We start from the raw sequence: 16,588 nt of genomic DNA on the forward strand, positions 1-16,588 counted from the left end.
CCGGCGGCGGAAATGGGAGGGATCGGTGAACGCCCGTCACGGCGCACGCAGGCCGGCATCGCGCAGGAGCGGCAGCACGCGTTCGCAGAAGAAGGGCAGTTCGTCGCGATAATTGACGAAGGAGAGCGCCGCGCCGGCATAGCCCTCTTGGGCGATGCGCACGAGATCGGCGGCGATGCGCTCCGGCGAGCCGACGAGGGGAAAGGTGCCCGCGCCGCCGGCGAAGCGCTGGCGATAGAGCCGGAACGCCTCGGAATCGTGGGATTGGGCGAACGCCTGCTTCTTCGCCATGTGGGCGTCGACCGCGTCGTGATCGGCCTCGTCGACGGCATAGCGGCGGTAATAATCCTGCGCCTCGGCATCGCCCTCGCGGCAGACGACGTGGCAGACCGTATAGACCCCGACCGTGCGGCCGGCGGCGTCGGCGCGGCGCGTGATGTCCTCAATGTGGCCCCTGCCGTCGGCGATGTCCGAGAAGGTCGTGAACAGAAAATCGCAATGGCGGGCGGCGAAATCGCGCCCGGGCGGGCCGAAGGCCGCGTTCATCGTCACCGGGCGCGGCGTCTGCAGGCTCGCCGGGCGGGAGACGACGCCCTTGAGGTCGTAATAATCCCCGGCGAAATCGAACGGCGCGTCGGACGCATAGGCGCGTTCGATGATGGTCAGCCATTCGGCGGCTTGATCGTAGCCGCGCGCGACCGGCGTCTCGCCGAACATCGCGAACTCGTCCGGGTTCCAGCCGCAGACGATGTTGAGGCCGGCCCGCCCGCCGGAGATGTGATCGACGGTCGCGAGCGCCTTGGCGGCGAAGACCGGGTGCACCAGGGGCACGTGGACCGTCATGAACAGGGCGACGTCGCGGGTCGCCTGGGCGAGGGCGGCGGCCCAGGTGAAGGTCTCGAACGACCATTCCCGAACCCGCGTCTTGCCGCCGAAGCCGCGCCAGCGCGCGATCGGCAGCACGAAATCGAGGCCTGCGTCGTCGGCGATGCGCGCCGCGGCGAGATTGTCCTCCCACGAGGCGCGCCAACGCTCCGGCACCGTGGTCATGGCGAGGCCGCCGTCGGCATTGAGCGAGAAGACGCCGAGCTTGAAGCGGTTCGGACCGGCGAGGGGATGGGGTCTCATCGCGCCCCTCCCGCAGCTGCGGCCGGACCGGGGACGGTCGTGCCGGCTTCATCGCCCGAGAGGGCCGTGAAGCTCAGCTCGGCGGCGTCGATGAAGCGCGCCATGCGGTCCGCGGCGAGCACGGAATCGCGCTTGCGGAACGCATCGAGCAAGCCTTGCAGGCCCTCGACCACGATCGGCTGGGTCTCGGGATCGCGCAGGGTGGCGAGGCGCACGGCCTGGACCTGATCGGAGAACCGGGCGATCGCCGCGGCGAGCCGCTGGTTGGCGATCGCGCCGAGCCAGCCGGCGCGGAAGGCGACGTTCGCCCGGTGGAGCGCTTCCGCATCGCCGGCGCCCGCGGCCTCGGCGGCGAGGGCGGCCGCGACCGCCAGGCCCTCGAGCCCCTCGGCGGTCAGATCGCGGGCGGCGTGGGCGGCGGCGCGCGGCTCCAACAGGCGACGCACCTCGAAGATGTCGGCCATGTCGGCCCGTGTCAGCCGCGGCAGCATGAAGCCGCGGGTGGTGGCGACGAGATAGCCCTCGTGGGCGAGCTGGAGCAGCGCCTCGCGCACCGGCATCCGCGACACGCCGAGCGCGACGGCGATGTCGACGTCGACGAGGCGCTCGTCGAGGCCGACGGCGCCCGCGTGGATGCGGTCGCGCAGGGCCTGATGGACCTTCGCCCGGAGGCTGTCGGGCCGGCCGACGCGCGGGACCGAACGCGGTTCGCTCATGCGGGCTTCGCTCCAAACAATATATTGTTCTGCCGCCGTATCGGGCCGAGACACGGGCGCCCCTCGGCGGCGGTCTGCGGACGCCGATCGGGATTTCGGCCGGCATCTGGCACTTTCGGTGCGATTTAACGCGCATTCGTCGCCGGCTTTCAAGCTGGCGGGACAGAAATTTTAAGCTTGAAATGGATACAGTTCTGACGGAGCATCGCGATCGACCTGCCGGGCGGCCCCAGGCCCGGCGGCGCCGAACCGAGGCCTGAACGTCCGATGTCCGCCGTGCCCCCCGCCGCTTTCCTGCCGAACGAGCCCGCCACCGGCCCCCGCGCCGGCATCCGGCCGCAGATCCAGGATCTGCGCACCGAGAACATCGCCGAACTCGCGGTGCGGGCGCGCTCGCTCGGCGGCGTCATTCCGCTCTGGTACGGCGAAGGCGACATGGTCACGCCGGCCTTCATCCGCGACGCGGCCAAGGCGGCGCTCGATGAGGGCAACACCTTCTACATCCCGAACATGCGCGGCATGGGGGCGCTCAACGAGGCGCTCGCGGCCTATCAGAGCCGCGTCCACGGCCGGCCGATCGCAATCGAGCGCTCGACGGTGGCGCCCGGCGGCATGCAGGCCTTGCTGCTCGCGCTGGAGCTCACCGTCGATCTCGGCACCAACGTCGTCTATGTCGAGCCACAATGGCCGAACATCCACAACGCCATCCACCTTGTGGGCGGCGAGCCGCGGCCGGTGCCGCTCGGCTTCGACACCGACTGGCGGCTCGATCTCGACCGTCTGTTCGCCGCCTGCGACGCCCGCACCCGAGCGATCTTCCTGTCGACGCCCTCGAACCCGACCGGCTGGACCGCGACCCGTGACGAATTGCAGGCGCTGATCGATTTCAGCCGCCGCACCGGCATCTGGATCATCTCGGACGAGGTTTACGGTCGGCTCTCCTTCGAAGGCGACGTCGCCCCGTCCGTGCTCCAGCTCGCCGAGGACGGCGACCGCGTCATGTCGGTCAATTCCTTCTCGAAGGCGTGGGCGATGACCGGCTGGCGGGTCGGCTGGCTGTCGCACCCGACCGGCGTCGCGGCCGAGCTCGCGGCGATGACGCAATATATCAACAGCGGCACCGCCGGCTTCGTGCAGGCCGGCGCGGCGGCGGCGATCACGCAAGGCGACGGCCTGATCGCCGAGATCCGCGGACGGGTGAAGGCGGGCCTCGATCTCGCCTACGACAAGCTCGGCCGCATTCCCGGGATCGTGCTGCCGGAGAAGCCGCGGGGCGGCATGTACGCCTTCTTCCGCCGCGAGGGCGAGCCCGATTCCAAGGCTTTGTGCCGGTCGATCCTGGAGACCGCGCGGGTCGGCCTCGCGCCCGGCTACCTGTTCGGCACGAGTGCACGGTCGTTCGTGCGGATGTGCGTGTTCCGCGATCTCGGCGAGCTCGAAACGGCGCTCGACCGCATGGTCGCGGCGATGGGTTGAGGCAAGGTTCCGATCCGGCACGAAGACCGGGCGGGGCGACAGCAACAGACAGAGGGGATTTCAGACATGATCAATCCGACCCGCCGCCTTCTCGTGGCCGCGGCCGCCGCGCTCGGCCTCGCCGCGCTCGCGGCCCCGGCCCTGCCGGCGCACGCCGAGGAAACCCTGGTCGTCGGCGCCTATCCGGCGAACCCGCCCTGGGAGAACAAGACGCCCGACGGCGGCTTCGAAGGGTTCGAAGTCGATCTCGCCAAGGGCATCGCCGAACGGCTCGGCATGAAGATCGAGTTCCAGGATCTCGGCTTCCAGGCCTTGTTCGCCGCGGTCTCGTCGGGCCGCATCGACATGGCGATCTCGTCGATTTCGATCACCAACGACCGCCTCAAGAACCAGGCCTTCACCCAGGGCTATTACGACAGCGACATGGCGCTCGTCGCCAACGGCGACACGTCGATGAAGTCGCTCGCCGACGTGAAGGGCAAGACGCTCGGCGCGATCGCGACCTCCGTCGGCGAGGCCTGGATCAAGACCAACACCGACAAATACGGCATCGCCGAATACAAGTCCTACGACACCCAGCAGAACCTCCTGCTCGACACCCAGTCGGGCCGCGTCGACGGCGCGGTCGGCGACATCGCGGGCTTTCAGTTCGCCTTCACCAAGATGAAGGGCATGAAGGTGGTCGACGTCATCCCGACCGGCGACAAGTTCGGCATCATGCTGCGCAAGGGCTCGCCGCTGCTCGAGAAGGTCAACGACGCCATCAGCGCGATGAAGAAGGACGGCACGCTCGAGAAGCTGCACGAGAAGTGGCTCGGCGCCCCCGCCGCCCCGACCTCCGCCGTCAACACCGTCCTGCCGATCCCGCAGGCACAGTGAAGGCGGGGCCGAGGCGTATTCTCTCGGCTCTGTGTGTCCCCCCTCTTCCTTCGCCCCGCTTGCGGGGAGAAGGTGGCCCGGTAGGGCCGGATGAGGGGCTCTTCGGCGCCGCCATCCCCCCATAACCCGTTGGGACAGATGAGCTTCCCCTCATCCGCCCCTTCGGGGCACCTTCTCCCCGAACGGGGAGAAGGGAAGGCCCGTGAGGCCGATCCCTGGCCAAACTGGGCGAAGGAGACGGGCGGATGAATAGACCTGGTGCCCCAGCCTGTCGTCCCCGCCGGTCTAAGCCTTTTCAGGGCGTCGGTGTGCGCCTCTCCGGGGTCTACGGTGTTTGCCCCACCGCCGTGCGCGGCGGAGACTGAGATCGTGGCTGCGGGGTCCGCGGCTGCCCCCTCGTGATGTTTGCCGGGCACGGCCCGCCGCCGCGGCGGCGGCCATGCGCGCTATGAAGGCCCGACGCCGATGTCGCTGATCGACACCTTCTTCAATCTCGACGTCTTCCTTCAGGCGCTGCCGCTCCTCTTGCGCGGCCTCGTCAACACGCTGCTGCTCGGGGTGTGCGCCATCGTGTTCGGCACGGCCGCCGGCGTTGGGGTGTGCCTCGTGCGGGTCTACGGCCCGAAGCCGCTGCGCCGCCTCGCCATCGGCTACATCGACATCCTGCGCGCGGTGCCGATGCTCGTCGTGCTGATCCTGATCTATTATGCGCTGCCCTTCGTCGGCATCCGCCTCTCCTCGTTCGTCTCGGCCGCCCTGGCGATGGCGATCGTGCTTGCCGCCTACACGGCGGAGGTGCTGCGCGCCGGGCTCGAAAGCATCGGCAAGGGCCAATTCGAGGCCGCCGCCGCGCTCGGCATTCCCTTCCTCGTGACGCTGCGCAAGGTGATCCTGCCCCAGGCGCTGCGCATCGTGATCCCGCCGCAGACCTCGAACTGCGTCTCGGTGTTCAAGGACACCTCGCTCGCCTCGGTGGTGGCGATGCCCGACCTCCTCAAGCAGGCGACCGACGCCCAGGCGATGATGGCGAACCCGACGCCCCTGATCGGCGCGGCGTTGCTCTACCTCGCCTTCCTGTGGCCCCTCGTCCGCCTCGTCGCCGCCCTCGAACGCCGCAGCCGCGCCGGCTACGAGCGCTGAGGCGGGGGCTGCGGCGGTGGCGGCCCTTGCCTCTCCGCGCCGGCGGCCTTAGCTCTCAGGGCGCGGGGCCCGGACGGGAGGGAGCGCCATGCCGATCACCCTATCGAGTTTCGACGTCGCCCTGATCGTTCTCCTGATCCTCGTCGTCGGGGTCGTCTTCGCCGGCGTGAAGACCGTGCCCCAGGGCATGAACTTCACCATCGAGCGGTTCGGGCGCTATCTGCGCACCCTGTCGCCGGGGCTCAACCTCATCATTCCCTTCGTCGACCGCATCGGCGCGCGCATCAACATGCGCGAGCGCTTTCTCGACGTGCCGGAGCAGGAGGTCATCACCCGCGACAACGCGATGGTGACGGTCGACGGCATCACCTTCTATCAGATCGTCGACGCCGCGCAGGCGGCCTACGAGGTCTCAAACCTCGAAGGCGCGCTCCTCAACCTCACCATGACCAACATCCGCACCGTCATGGGCTCGATGGACCTCGATCAGCTCCTCTCGAACCGCGACGAGATCAACACGAAGCTCCTGCACGTCGTCGATGCCGCGAGCGGCCCGTGGGGCGTCAAGATCACCCGCATCGAGATCAAGAACATCAACCCGCCGCGCAATCTGGTCGACGCGATGGCGCGCCAGATGAAGGCCGAGCGGGAGAAGCGGGCGATCGTGCTCGAAGCCGAGGGCGCCCGGCAGGCCCAGGTGCTCAAGGCGGAAGGCCTCAAGCAATCCCAGATCCTGGAGGCCGAGGGCCGCCGCGAGGCCGCCTACCGCGACGCCGAGGCGCGCGAGCGCTCGGCCGAGGCCGAGGCGAAGGCGACCGAGATGGTGAGCGTCGCGATCGCCGCAGGCGATCTCCAGGCCATCAATTATTTCGTCGCGACCCGCTATGTGGACATGCTGGGGCGCATCGCCACGGCGCCCAACCAGAAGACGCTGATCCTGCCGCTCGAGGCGACCTCGGTACTCGGCTCGCTGTCCGGCATCGCCGAGATCGCCCGCGAGGCGTTCGGCGGCGACGCGTCGCGGCCCCGCCCGCCGGGGCGTCCGAGTTCCGTGCCGTCGGCCGGGGTGCGCACGGCGGCCTCGTCCTCGGTGCCGACGGTCGGGGCATCGGATGCGGGGTCTTCGGGGCGGGTGCTTCGGGTGTCTGGTCGTCCGGCGCCGCGAGCGCCGGCTCGGACGAGCACTGAGCGGCGCGGGACAAGGCGAGCGGGTCATGACGGGCGGCTTCATCCTGACGATCGGCGAGGCGCTCGGCGCCTGGACCTGGGTCGTCGCGGGGCTCGTGCTGCTCGTCGCCGAGTTGCTGGCGCCCGGCGCCTTTCTGCTCTGGTTCGGCATCGCCGCGATCCTGACAGGGCTCCTCGCGGTCGCGGCCGGATGGCTCGCGCCGGCTCTCTTCGCTCCCGTGATCTCCTGGCAGGGCGAGCTCGTCGTCTTCCTCGTTCTCGCCGTGATCGCGGTCGCGATCGGCCGCCGCGTCATGGGCGGCCCCGGCCGGCGGCGGGCGGAGGCCGATCCGCGGCTCAACAGACGCGCCGAGAGCCTCGTCGGCCGCGAGGCGGTGCTCGTCGAGCCGCTGTCGGGCGGCGAGGGCCGCGCCCGCATCGACGACAGCGTGTGGCGGGTCGGCGGGCCGGATCTCCCGGCCGGCGCCCGTGTGCGCATCGTCGCCGCGCACGGCACCCGGCTCGAGGTCCATCCGGTTTCCCCGCCCTCCGCGCCGTGACCCGCGCGGCGCCTGTCCCGTCCCAACAAGAGGTCCAGAGGATGAAGACCCTGCTCTGCTTCGGCGATTCCAACACCTGGGGCCACGCCACGGAGCCGCGGCCGGACGGCCGCTACGCGCCGCACGAGCGCTGGCCGGGGATCGTCCGCGCGCGGCTCGCGCCGGATTGGACGATCGTGGAGGAGGGGCTGCCCGGCCGCACGACCGTTTGCGACGACCCGATCGAGGGCGCGCACATGAACGGCCAGCGTTATCTCCACGCCTGCCTGCGCAGCCACCGGCCGATCGACGCCATGGTGATCATGCTCGGCTCCAACAATCTCAAGGCGCGCTTCGGCCTCTCCGCCTTCGACATCGCCGAATCCGTGGCGACCCTGATCGCCGATATTCCCCGTGCCCTCGCGGGACCCGGCGGCGCGACACCGGCGATCCTGATCGTCTGCCCGCCGCCCCTCACCGGCATGGACGGACGCTACGCGGCGATGTTCGCGGGCGGCCACGCCAAGTCGATCGAGATGCCGCGCTTCTATGCGGAAGTCGCCGAGCGCGTCGGGGCCCGCTTCCTCGATGCCGGGACGATCATCCGTTCGAGCGACGTCGACGGCCTTCACCTCGATCCGGACGCCCACGCGGTGCTCGGCGGTGCGATCGCGGACATCGTCGCGACGATGGCGTGAGGGGGGCTGAACGTTCGGCGCGTCTCGTTCGCTGCCGACCCCACCCCGGCGCTGCGCGCCATCCCTCCCCCTGGCAGGGGAGAGGTAAAGGGTGTGATTTTCCGATATGTTGGCGTTTGATCGGTGCTGCGGACCGAAGCCGTAGAAGTCCCGCCCCTGCCGGGGGAGGGACAGACCGGCGAAGCCGGTCAGGGTGGGGTGGGTGCCGCGCGGCGCCGTGCCGGAACGAGAGGACGAGGGCGACATGAGCGAGAATCTGCACGGCCGGATGGGAAGCTTCTGGCTCTCGGAGCTCCCTTACATCGTGATGCTGATCCTCGTGCTCGTCGGGATTGCGATCACGAGCCTCGTTCCGGGCTGGACCGCCGGCTATTGGCAGCTCATCACGGTGGCGTTCGCCGCCATCGCGATCGCCAGCGAATGGCCGCGGCTCGAGACCGACAGCCGATGGTGGCGCCTCGTCCTCGTGCAGGTGCTGCACTGGGGCGCGATCTTCCTCGCGATGCGGGTGCTGTTTCTGCCCCATGTCGCTCAGATGCTGAACAGCGATTCGATCGGGCTTGCCGTTCTGGGGCTCCTCGCGCTCGGGACCCTGCTCGACGGCATTCATCTCGCCTCGTGGCCGATCGCGGTGGTCGGCGTGCTGCTCGGGCTCTCCGTGCCGGCGATCGCCTGGCTCGATCAGGCGACGGTGATGATCACCGTGATCGCGCTCGCCCTCATCGCCGCCGGCGGCAGCTACATCTGGTATCGCCGCGGCGGCCGCTTCGGCTGAGCCTTCCCCGGACGGCGGATCACCAGCGATAGGTGAGCCCCAGATTGCCGGACCAGCCGTTTAGGGTGGTCGAGCCGAGCCCGAACTGGTAGCCGCCGCTGCCGTAGAGGCGCCAGACGTCGGCGGCGGACGCCAGCGTGACGCCGCCCTGGACCTCGGCCCAGGTGCCGTTGGACGACGTCTCGAGGCTTTCCCCGCCCGAGGAGACGGCGCTGTCGCCGCCGAAGCCGTGCCAGAGATTGGCGCGGATCCAGGGCTTGAGGAGCGCGGTCTCCGACAGGGTGGTGGTGCGTTCGGCGAGCACGCCGAAGCGCGCCGTCCAAGTGCTGAAATCCGGGAACGAAATCGAGGCGACGCCGTCGTTCGCCGCCGACAGCGCGACAGTCTGATGGATGATCTGGGCCTGCGGCGCGATCGTGGTGCCGGCCATGTCGAACGGTGCCGCGGCTTCGAGCGAGGCGGTCAAGGTGTGGCCCGAGGTCGAGAGGCCGGCATCGGCGTTCGTCGAGGCGCTCGCATCGTCGAGCCAGGCATATTGCAGCCGCCCGTCGAGATACCAGCCGCCCGGCCCGACATGGGTGATGGACGCCCCGACGAACGGCGCGTCGAAGGAGAGGGTGCCGGCGGAGCCGAGCTTCGACGAGGCATCCGCGGTCGCCCGCCCATAGCCGGCCGAGAGGCCGACGATGTCCTGCTGGCCCTCGCCCCAGACCGAGCGGAGGAGATCGATGCCGCTCTCGAAGCCCCACAGGGTGGCATTGGCGCCGCTGTCGATGGCATCGCCGGACCGCGTCCGTGTCGTCTGACCGAACACGCGGCCCCAGGCCGCCGGCTTCTGCCAGCCGGCATCCGCGAGCGCCGGCGGGCCGCCGCGATCGAGATAGGTGCCGATCGCCGCAAGGCCGTAGGCCGCGGCGACTTGGGGCAGGGCGGCGTAGGTCGCGATCTCGGGCCGGTAGGAGGATTGTAGGTACCAGCTCTGCGCGCTGCCCGTGGAAACGGTCGCGAGCTGATATTGGAAGAGGCCCACGCGCAGCCTGTCCGCAAGCGTGAACGCCGCTCCGGCGGTGTCGGCGCCTTGGGAGGCTTCGACGACCAGGATGCCGTTGCCAGTCGTCAGCGCGCCGGTGCCGCCGACATTGGTGACCGCGAGCGTGGTGCTGCCGCTCGCGGTCCCGGTGACGACCAGCCTGTCCGTCGCCGAGCCCGATCCGCCGAGCACCGTCTCGATCGCGAGCGTGCCGCCGTTGCCCGCATAGGTGCCGACCGTGAGCACGGTACCGGGGCCGCCCGAAAGGGCGACGCGCCCGGCATTGGCGAGGCTCCCGATGGTCGAGGCACCCGGCACGGTCCACGTGCTCGCCGCATCGAGAGAGACGGAGCGCGCGCCGCTCGCGGTGCCGGTCCAGGTGGAGCTCGCCAGCGTCACGTCGGTGCCGCCGGTCGCCTGCGGGTTGGTGTCGGAGAGGGCGCCGGTGACATTGCTGCCGTCGGTGAGCGAAAGCGCGAGGGTGCCGTCGAGGCCGTCGCTGAGCCGGGTGACGGCGACGAAGGTGCCGGATGCGCTCGACGCCGTGACGCCCGAGAGGGCGAGCGTCGCCGTCTGGCCGGCCTGCGAGAAGGTGACGTCGGCAACCGGCCCGCTCGCCGCCACGGTGCCGTTCGCGAGCGAGACCTGGGCGCCGTCGGTGATGGCGAGCGCCGGGCCGCTGGTCGTCGTGATCGCGAGGCCGTCGCCGGAGAAGGTGCTGATGCCGTCGATGCCGAGGGCCGCCACCGAAGCGCCGCCGGCTTGGATCGAGCCGCCCGTCAGCGCCACGTTGGCGCCGCCGGTCACGGAGATCGCGTAGGCGCCGCTCCCCGTCGTCGTGACATTGGCGCTGCCGGAGATCGCGCTGCCGTAGCCGTCGGCATGAAGGCCGTCGGCGTTCGTGCCCGAGGTCGTGATGGAGGCGTCGTCGAGGGCGATGGTGCCGCCGAGCACGGCGGCCGCGCCGTAGGAGTCCGTGCCGCTCGTCGTCACCGCGGCAGAGCCGGAGAGGCGGCTGCCGGTGCCGGCGGCGCGCACGCCGGCCGCATCCGTGCCGGTCGTCGCGATGGCGGCGCCGGTGAGTGTGATCGCGCCGCCCGCCGTCGCATTCGCGCCGTGCGCTTGGTAGCCCGAGGTCGACACGGCGGCCGAGGCTTCGAGGCTGCTGCCGTTGCCGTTGGCGTGGAGGCCGTCGGCATAGTCGCCGGAGGTCGTGACCGCCCCGGCGGTGAGCCGGATCGCGCCGCCCGACCCTGCGTCCGCGCCGTAAGAGCCGGTGCCCTGGGTCTCGAGGTCCGCGCCGCTCAGGATGAAGCTGCCGTCGCCGCTCGACGCGAGGGCGTGGGAGCCGTCGCCGAGCGTGTAGACCTTGCCGGTCGAGAGATCGATGATCGCCCCGCCAGTCGCGAGCGCGCCGTCCGCACCGTTGCCCTCGGTCGAGAGATTGGCCGCGCTCGTCCCCCGCGAGCCGAGGCCGGCGACATAGAGGGCGTGGCTGCCGTCGCCTTTGGTCAGCACGCTGCCGCTCGCGAGCGACACCGATCCCCCGCTGTCGGCCATCGCGCCGTGGGCACCGCCACCTTCGGTGACGATGTCGGCGGAGGACGTGATCGCGCTGCCGCTGTTCTTGGCGAGCGCGCCGATCGCGCCGTCGCCGCGGGTCGAGACGCTCGCGCCGGGATCGAGGGTGATGGTGCCGCCGTCCTCGGCGAACGCACCGTAGGCGGCGCTGCCGGTGGTCGACACGCTGCCGGCGGTCGACAGGGTTGTGCCCGTCCCGGCCGCGCGCACACCGTGGGAGCCGGCTCCGCTCGTCGAAATCGAGCCACCGTCGAGCGTGATGGCGGCCCCGCCCGAGGCGTTGGCGCCGATCGCATTGTCTCCGCTCGTCGTCGCCTGGACCGTGCCGCGGATCTCGCTGCCGTCGCCGTCGGCGGACAGCGCATTGGCGCCGGTGCCGCTCGTCGTGACGGTGGCGCCGTCGAAGCCGATCGCGGCGCCGGCCTGGGCCGCGGCGCCCGTCGCGCCCGCGCCGGAGGTGGAGATCGTGGTACCGCCCGAAGCGGTGATGTCGCTGCCGGTGCCGAGCGCGTCGAGCCCGACGGAGCCCGCCCCCGTCGTCGTCACCGTCGTGCCGTCGAGGCTCGCGGTGCCGCCGGAGCGGGTGCGCAAGCCGCTGGCGCCGGCGCCCGAGGTCGTGACGGTGCCGCCGCGCAGGGAAATGGTGCCGAGTGTCTCGGCGAGGCCGCCCGCGGCGCCGTCGCCGGAGGTCGAGACCGTCGCGCCGCTGCCTTCGATCGTGCCGCCCTCATGGGCGAACAGGGCGGGCGTGGCGGCGGCGCTGGTCGAGGCCGTGCCGCTCACCGTCTTGGTCTCTCCGTTGCCGGCATCGACTTGTTGGGCCGCGGCGGGGAGGACCGACACGGGCCCGAGCGGCAGGGTGCCGAGCACGAGCACGAGCGCGCGGCGCGCGCGCTCCGTTCGCCGTGCCTGCTGTCCCGCCTTCGCCACAGCCGCCTGCCCGCACTCCGACGTTCCGCGCGACGGCGCGGCCACAATCATGGTTAAGAGCGGGTAAACTGGTTAAGGCGGCGTTAAGCGCTCAGGCGGCGCCGCGACGCAGGAGATCGTGCAGGTGGAGAATGCCCACCGGCCGCTCGCCTTCCACCACGAACAGCGCCGTGATCGACGAGGCGTTCAACATTTCGAGCGCCGACGCCGCGAGCGTTTCAGGCGCGATGGCGCGCGGGCGGCGGCTCATCACCTCGTCGACGCTGCGGGCGAGCAGGTTGTCGCTCAGGTGGCGGCGCAGGTCGCCGTCGGTGACGATCCCCGCGAGCCGGCCGGTCCCGTCCACGACGCCGAGGCAACCGAAGCCCTTCTGCGTCATGATGAGGATCGCCTCGCTCATGCGCGCCCCGAGGGGGGCGAGCGGCAGGCGGTCGCCGGTGTGCATGATGTCGCGCGCGAGCTGAAGGCTCGCCCCGAGCTTGCCGCCGGGGTGGAAGACGCGGAAATCGTTCGGCGTGAAGCCGCGCGCCTCAAGGAGCGCGATGGCGAGGGCGTCGCCGAGCGCCAGCATCAGGAGCGTCGAGGTGGTGGGGGCGAGCCCGTGCGGGCAGGCCTCCGCCGCGGTCGGCAGCGTGAGCGAGATGTCGCTCGCCCGCCCGAGCGCGCTGTCGGCCCGCGAGGTGAAGGCGATCAGCGGCACCGAGAAGCGCTTCGCATAGGAGATGATCGAGGCGAGTTCGGCCGATTCGCCCGACCAGGAGAGCGCGATCACCGCGTCCTCCTCGGTGATCATGCCGAGATCGCCGTGGCTCGCTTCGGCGGCGTGGACGAAGAAGGCGGGCGTGCCGGTCGAGGCGAGGGTGGCGGCGATCTTGCCGCCGATGTGGCCGCTCTTGCCGACCCCGGTGACCACGACGCGGCCGCGAATGGAGCGCAGCCGCCGGATCGTCGCCGCGAAGGCGTCGCCGAGATCGTGCCCGAGCGCGGCGCGCAGCGCCTTCATGCCCGCGATCTCGGTCTCGATGACCCGTCGCCCGGAGGCGAGCCAGCCGATCGCTTCATCGTCCGAGGAGGTCCGGCTCTCAGCCGGCGCGGGGACCGATCCCGTCATCATCGTCGTCGTCGCCTTCTATCGAACCGCGGCGTCAGAACCGCGATGTGCGCCGGCAAAGCGGCGAAAGTGCGGGACCTCCGGGGCTTGGCCCGGTCCCGCCGTCGGCTCGCGGCGGGCGGCCCGCGATTCCGACGAAGGTGATTCATAGCACGGCGCGAACGCGAACGGCAGCATCGCGGCAGGATGCCGCGCGGCGGGCGGGTAGGACCGGGGCGAGCCAACCTTACGTTAACCATACGCCCATAAGGTCGCCGCGAGCGCGCCGTGCCCGAAAAGGTCGGCGGAGACACGGCCGAGAGCGGCCGAAGAGGTGGCCGAGGTCCTGGCAGAGATGCCGGCCTAGACGCCACGAACCCCGGGAGAAACGCACATGACGGTCACGCTGGGCGAACCCTTCGCACCGACCCGCCGCGCGCTGATCGCCGGGCTCGCGGGTGCCGCCGCGCTCGTCGCGGCGCCGTCCGTGTTCGCCGCCGATGCCGCCTTCGTCGCCTGGATCCGCCAGTTCGCGGCGGTCGCGCGGGCGAACGGCATTCCGGCTACGCTCTACAACCAGGCCTTCGCCGGCATCAACACGCCGGACCCGGACGTGCTGCGCCTCGCCGCCAAGCAGCCGGAATTCACCAAGCTCGTCGGCGATTATATCGAAGGCGCGGTGACCGACGCGCGCATCGCCACCGGCCGCAAGATGATGGCCGAGTACAAGAACGCGCTCGCCCGCATCTATGCCCGGTTCGGGGTCGAGCCGCAGATCGTGGTGGCGATCTGGGGCATCGAGACCTCCTACGGCGCCGTGCTCGACAACCCGAAGATCGTGCGCAGCGTGGTGCGCTCGCTCGCGACCCTCGCTTATGCCGGCGGGCCGCGCGCCGATTATGGCCGCACCCAACTCATCGCCGCCCTGAAGATCCTCCAGCACCACGACGTGGCGCCGCGCGGCCTCACCGGCTCGTGGGCCGGCGCCATGGGCCACACCCAGTTCATCCCGACGAGCTTCCTGAAATATGCGGTCGATCTCGACGGCGACGGCAAGCGCGACATCTGGAATTCGGTGCCGGATGCGCTCGCCACCACCGCGAACCTGCTCGCCCAGAACGGCTGGCAGCGCGGCGAGACCTGGGGCTACGAGGTCGTGCTGCCGCGCGGCTTCAACTATGCCTATGCCGACGAGAAGACGAAGCGGCCGGTCGGCGCCTGGGCGCAGCTCGGCATCCGCCGCAGCGGCGGGCGGGCCTTCCCGCGGCCCGGCGACGAGGCGAAGCTGATCCTGCCGACCGGCGCCCGCGGCCCGGCCTTCCTGATCCTCGGCAACTTCGACGTCATCAAGGCTTACAACAACTCGACCTCCTATGCGCTCGCCGTCGGCTACCTCGCCGACCGCATCGTCGGCGTGCCGCCGTTCCAGACGCCGTGGCCGACCGACCTGCGGCCGCTCTCGACCGCCGAGGTGACGGAGATGCAGGAGCGCCTCACCGCGCGCGGCTTCCCGACCGGCACCACCGACGGCAAGCTCGGGCCCGACACCCGCGCCGCGGTCCGCGCCTATCAGATGTCGATCGGCTGGCCGGCTGACGGCTTCCCGACCGACGCGCTCTTGCAGAGCCTGCGCGCGCCGCGCTGAGCAAGGGCTTCGGAACGCCGCAGTGGACGCGTCGGCGTCCGTCGCCTCTTGACCGGGGGCCGGAAATTCCGTCAATCCGGGGCGGGACAGGATCGCCGGCCGCACCGCGGGCGGCGGCAACCGGAGTTTGCGACGTGCGGGAGCCGAAGGCCGAGCGCCTCATCAAGGGTGCGACAGGGGATTGGGAGATCGTCATCGGCATGGAGGTCCATGCCCAGGTGACGTCCGAATCGAAGCTGTTCTCCGGCTCCGCCACCAAGTTCGGCGCCGAGCCGAACTCCCAGGTCTCGCTCGTCGACGCGGCGATGCCGGGCATGCTGCCGGTCATCAACGAGGTGTGCGTGCGCCAGGCGGTCCGCACCGGCCTCGGCCTCAAGGCGGCCATCAACCGCCGCTCGGTGTTCGACCGGAAGAACTATTTCTATCCGGATCTGCCCCAGGGCTATCAGATCTCCCAGTACAAATATCCGATCGTCGGCGAGGGCGAGATCATCCTCGACATGCCGGACGGCGAGGTCGTCACGGTCGGCGTCGAGCGCGTGCATCTCGAGCAGGATGCCGGCAAGTCGCTGCACGACCAGCACCCGAGCATGAGCCACGTCGATCTCAACCGCTCCGGCGTGGCGCTGATGGAGATCGTCTCCAAGCCCGATCTGCGCTCCGCCGACGAGGCCCGCGCCTATCTCTCCAAGCTGCGCACCATCCTGCGCTATCTCGGCACGTCGGACGCCGACATGGAGAAGGGCAACCTGCGCGCCGACGTCAACGTCTCGGTGCGCCGCCCCGGCGGCCCGCTCGGCACGCGCTGCGAGATCAAGAACGTCAACTCGATCCGCTTCGCCGGTCAGGCGATCGAGTTCGAGGCGCGCCGCCAGATCGACATCCTGGAAGACGGCGGCACCATCCGCCAGGAGACCCGGCTGTTCGACGCCCGCAGCGGCGAGACGCGGTCGATGCGCTCCAAGGAAGAGGCGCACGATTACCGCTATTTCCCCGATCCGGACCTGTTGCCGCTCGAGCTCTCGGAAGCCTTCGTCGCCGACGTCGCCGCGACCCTGCCGGAGCTGCCGGACGACAAGCGCGCCCGCTTCATCGCCGATTTCGGCCTGTCGCCCTATGATGCCGGCGTGCTCGTCGCCGAGCAGGCCTCCGCCGATTATTTCGAGACGGTGGCGCGCGGGCGCGACGCCAAGCTGGCGGCGAACTGGGTCATCAACGAATTGTTCGGCCGCCTCAACAAGGAAGGCCTCGGCATCGGCGACAGCCCGGTGAGCGCCGAGGCGCTCGGCGGCATCATCGAACTGATCGGCGACGAGACCATCTCCGGCAAGATCGCCAAGGACCTGTTCGAGATCGTCTGGTCCGAAGGCGGCGATCCGCGCGAGATCGTCGAGGCCCGCGGCCTCAAGCAGGTGACCGACACCGGCGCCATCGAGGCGGCGGTCGAGGCGGTGATCGCCCAGAACCCCGACAAGGCCGAGCAGGCGCGGGCGAAGCCCACCATGGCCGGCTGGTTCGTGGGGCAGGTGATGAAGGCGACCGGCGGCAAGGCGAACCCGCAGAGCGTCAACGCGTTGGTGAAGGCGAAGCTCGGCATCGAGTGACGCCCGCTCTTCGCGCCACGTCGTATCTGGCGCCACGTCGTATCGGGCGTGACGTCGCACTCGGCGTGACATTTGGCGTGACGCCCGCGCCCGCGGGTGGATGCTGGGGCCTGCTCGGGCGTCGCCGCCGGGGCGCGCGCCTTGCGGCGGGGCTGATGGCGACGGCGTGCCGTTCCCGCGCGAATCCGCC

12 protein-coding genes and 1 pseudogene are annotated in these 16,588 nt (G+C 70.6%); 9 read left to right on the top strand and 4 right to left on the bottom strand.

Features of this window, described 5'->3' with window-relative positions:
* Nucleotides 1-36 precede the first annotated feature (36 nt).
* Complete coding sequence (locus tag F0357_RS13380; RefSeq protein WP_153482556.1) at nucleotides 37-1,128, bottom strand: LLM class flavin-dependent oxidoreductase; 1,092 nt, start codon at nucleotides 1,126-1,128, stop codon at nucleotides 37-39.
* Nucleotides 1,125-1,844, bottom strand: a complete 720-nt coding sequence (locus tag F0357_RS13385) for a GntR family transcriptional regulator (protein ID WP_153482559.1) — start codon at nucleotides 1,842-1,844, stop codon at nucleotides 1,125-1,127. Before F0357_RS13385 ends, F0357_RS13380 begins: the two co-directional genes overlap by 4 nt.
* A 267-nt stretch (nucleotides 1,845-2,111) precedes the next feature.
* On the opposite strand from F0357_RS13385, the gene F0357_RS13390 reads away from it, so the two are divergent.
* From F0357_RS13390 to F0357_RS13420, 7 genes and pseudogenes are all read left to right on the top strand, one after another.
* Nucleotides 2,112-3,320, top strand: a complete 1,209-nt coding sequence (locus F0357_RS13390) for a pyridoxal phosphate-dependent aminotransferase (RefSeq protein ID WP_153482562.1) — start codon at nucleotides 2,112-2,114, stop codon at nucleotides 3,318-3,320.
* Nucleotides 3,321-3,386: 66 nt separating this feature from the next.
* Entirely contained in the window at nucleotides 3,387-4,199 is an 813-nt protein-coding gene (locus F0357_RS13395; protein WP_153482566.1) for an ABC transporter substrate-binding protein, read from the top strand.
* 465 nt (nucleotides 4,200-4,664) lie between these two features.
* The gene (locus F0357_RS13400) at nucleotides 4,665-5,339 is read left to right on the top strand and encodes an amino acid ABC transporter permease (protein ID WP_153482567.1); all 675 of its coding nucleotides are present in this window, start codon (nucleotides 4,665-4,667) and stop codon (nucleotides 5,337-5,339) included.
* Between the two features lie 88 nt (nucleotides 5,340-5,427).
* Nucleotides 5,428-6,465 (top strand): annotated as a pseudogene (locus tag F0357_RS13405) (SPFH domain-containing protein); the annotation flags it as partial.
* Between the two features lie 88 nt (nucleotides 6,466-6,553).
* Nucleotides 6,554-7,066, top strand: coding sequence for an NfeD family protein (locus F0357_RS13410; RefSeq protein ID WP_153486946.1), 513 nt, complete (start codon nucleotides 6,554-6,556; stop codon nucleotides 7,064-7,066).
* 41 nt (nucleotides 7,067-7,107) lie between these two features.
* Complete coding sequence (locus tag F0357_RS13415) at nucleotides 7,108-7,743, top strand: SGNH/GDSL hydrolase family protein (protein WP_153486949.1); 636 nt, start codon at nucleotides 7,108-7,110, stop codon at nucleotides 7,741-7,743.
* Between the two features lie 244 nt (nucleotides 7,744-7,987).
* Nucleotides 7,988-8,518 (top strand): hypothetical protein, encoded by a 531-nt coding sequence (locus F0357_RS13420; RefSeq protein ID WP_153482570.1) that lies wholly within the window; start codon nucleotides 7,988-7,990, stop codon nucleotides 8,516-8,518.
* Between the two features lie 19 nt (nucleotides 8,519-8,537).
* On the opposite strand, the gene F0357_RS13425 is transcribed toward F0357_RS13420, so the two are convergent.
* Complete coding sequence (locus F0357_RS13425; protein ID WP_153482572.1) at nucleotides 8,538-12,059, bottom strand: autotransporter outer membrane beta-barrel domain-containing protein; 3,522 nt, start codon at nucleotides 12,057-12,059, stop codon at nucleotides 8,538-8,540.
* A 91-nt stretch (nucleotides 12,060-12,150) separates the two neighbouring features.
* A complete protein-coding gene (locus F0357_RS13430) occupies nucleotides 12,151-13,170 on the bottom strand; it encodes a KpsF/GutQ family sugar-phosphate isomerase (RefSeq protein ID WP_153486951.1) in 1,020 nt (339 codons plus the stop codon).
* 373 nt (nucleotides 13,171-13,543) lie between these two features.
* Here F0357_RS13430 and F0357_RS13435 point away from each other — a divergent pair, with 373 nt between their 5' ends.
* Nucleotides 13,544-14,794, top strand: a complete 1,251-nt coding sequence (locus F0357_RS13435) for a lytic murein transglycosylase (protein WP_153482574.1) — start codon at nucleotides 13,544-13,546, stop codon at nucleotides 14,792-14,794.
* Between the two features lie 134 nt (nucleotides 14,795-14,928).
* A complete protein-coding gene (gatB, locus tag F0357_RS13440) occupies nucleotides 14,929-16,398 on the top strand; it encodes an Asp-tRNA(Asn)/Glu-tRNA(Gln) amidotransferase subunit GatB (protein ID WP_312861585.1) in 1,470 nt (489 codons plus the stop codon).
* Nucleotides 16,399-16,588: the final 190 nt, after the last annotated feature.

Source organism: Segnochrobactrum spirostomi (assembly GCF_009600605.1).
Lineage (GTDB): Bacteria > Pseudomonadota > Alphaproteobacteria > Rhizobiales > Segnochrobactraceae > Segnochrobactrum > Segnochrobactrum spirostomi.

Excerpts from the sequence above, each read along its gene's own strand:
- F0357_RS13385 (WP_153482559.1), bottom strand. The coding sequence starts at position 1,844 with ATGAGCGAACCGCGTTCGGTCCCGCGCGTCGGCCGGCCCGACAGCCTC.
- F0357_RS13415 (WP_153486949.1), top strand. The coding sequence starts at position 7,108 with ATGAAGACCCTGCTCTGCTTCGGCGATTCCAACACCTGGGGCCACGCC.
- F0357_RS13395 (WP_153482566.1), top strand. The coding sequence starts at position 3,387 with ATGATCAATCCGACCCGCCGCCTTCTCGTGGCCGCGGCCGCCGCGCTC.
- F0357_RS13400 (WP_153482567.1), top strand. The coding sequence starts at position 4,665 with ATGTCGCTGATCGACACCTTCTTCAATCTCGACGTCTTCCTTCAGGCG.
- F0357_RS13380 (WP_153482556.1), bottom strand. The coding sequence starts at position 1,128 with ATGAGACCCCATCCCCTCGCCGGTCCGAACCGCTTCAAGCTCGGCGTC.
- F0357_RS13435 (WP_153482574.1), top strand. The coding sequence starts at position 13,544 with ATGACGGTCACGCTGGGCGAACCCTTCGCACCGACCCGCCGCGCGCTG.
- F0357_RS13390 (WP_153482562.1), top strand. The coding sequence starts at position 2,112 with ATGTCCGCCGTGCCCCCCGCCGCTTTCCTGCCGAACGAGCCCGCCACC.
- F0357_RS13420 (WP_153482570.1), top strand. The coding sequence starts at position 7,988 with ATGAGCGAGAATCTGCACGGCCGGATGGGAAGCTTCTGGCTCTCGGAG.
- F0357_RS13430 (WP_153486951.1), bottom strand. The coding sequence starts at position 13,170 with ATGACGGGATCGGTCCCCGCGCCGGCTGAGAGCCGGACCTCCTCGGAC.
- F0357_RS13410 (WP_153486946.1), top strand. The coding sequence starts at position 6,554 with ATGACGGGCGGCTTCATCCTGACGATCGGCGAGGCGCTCGGCGCCTGG.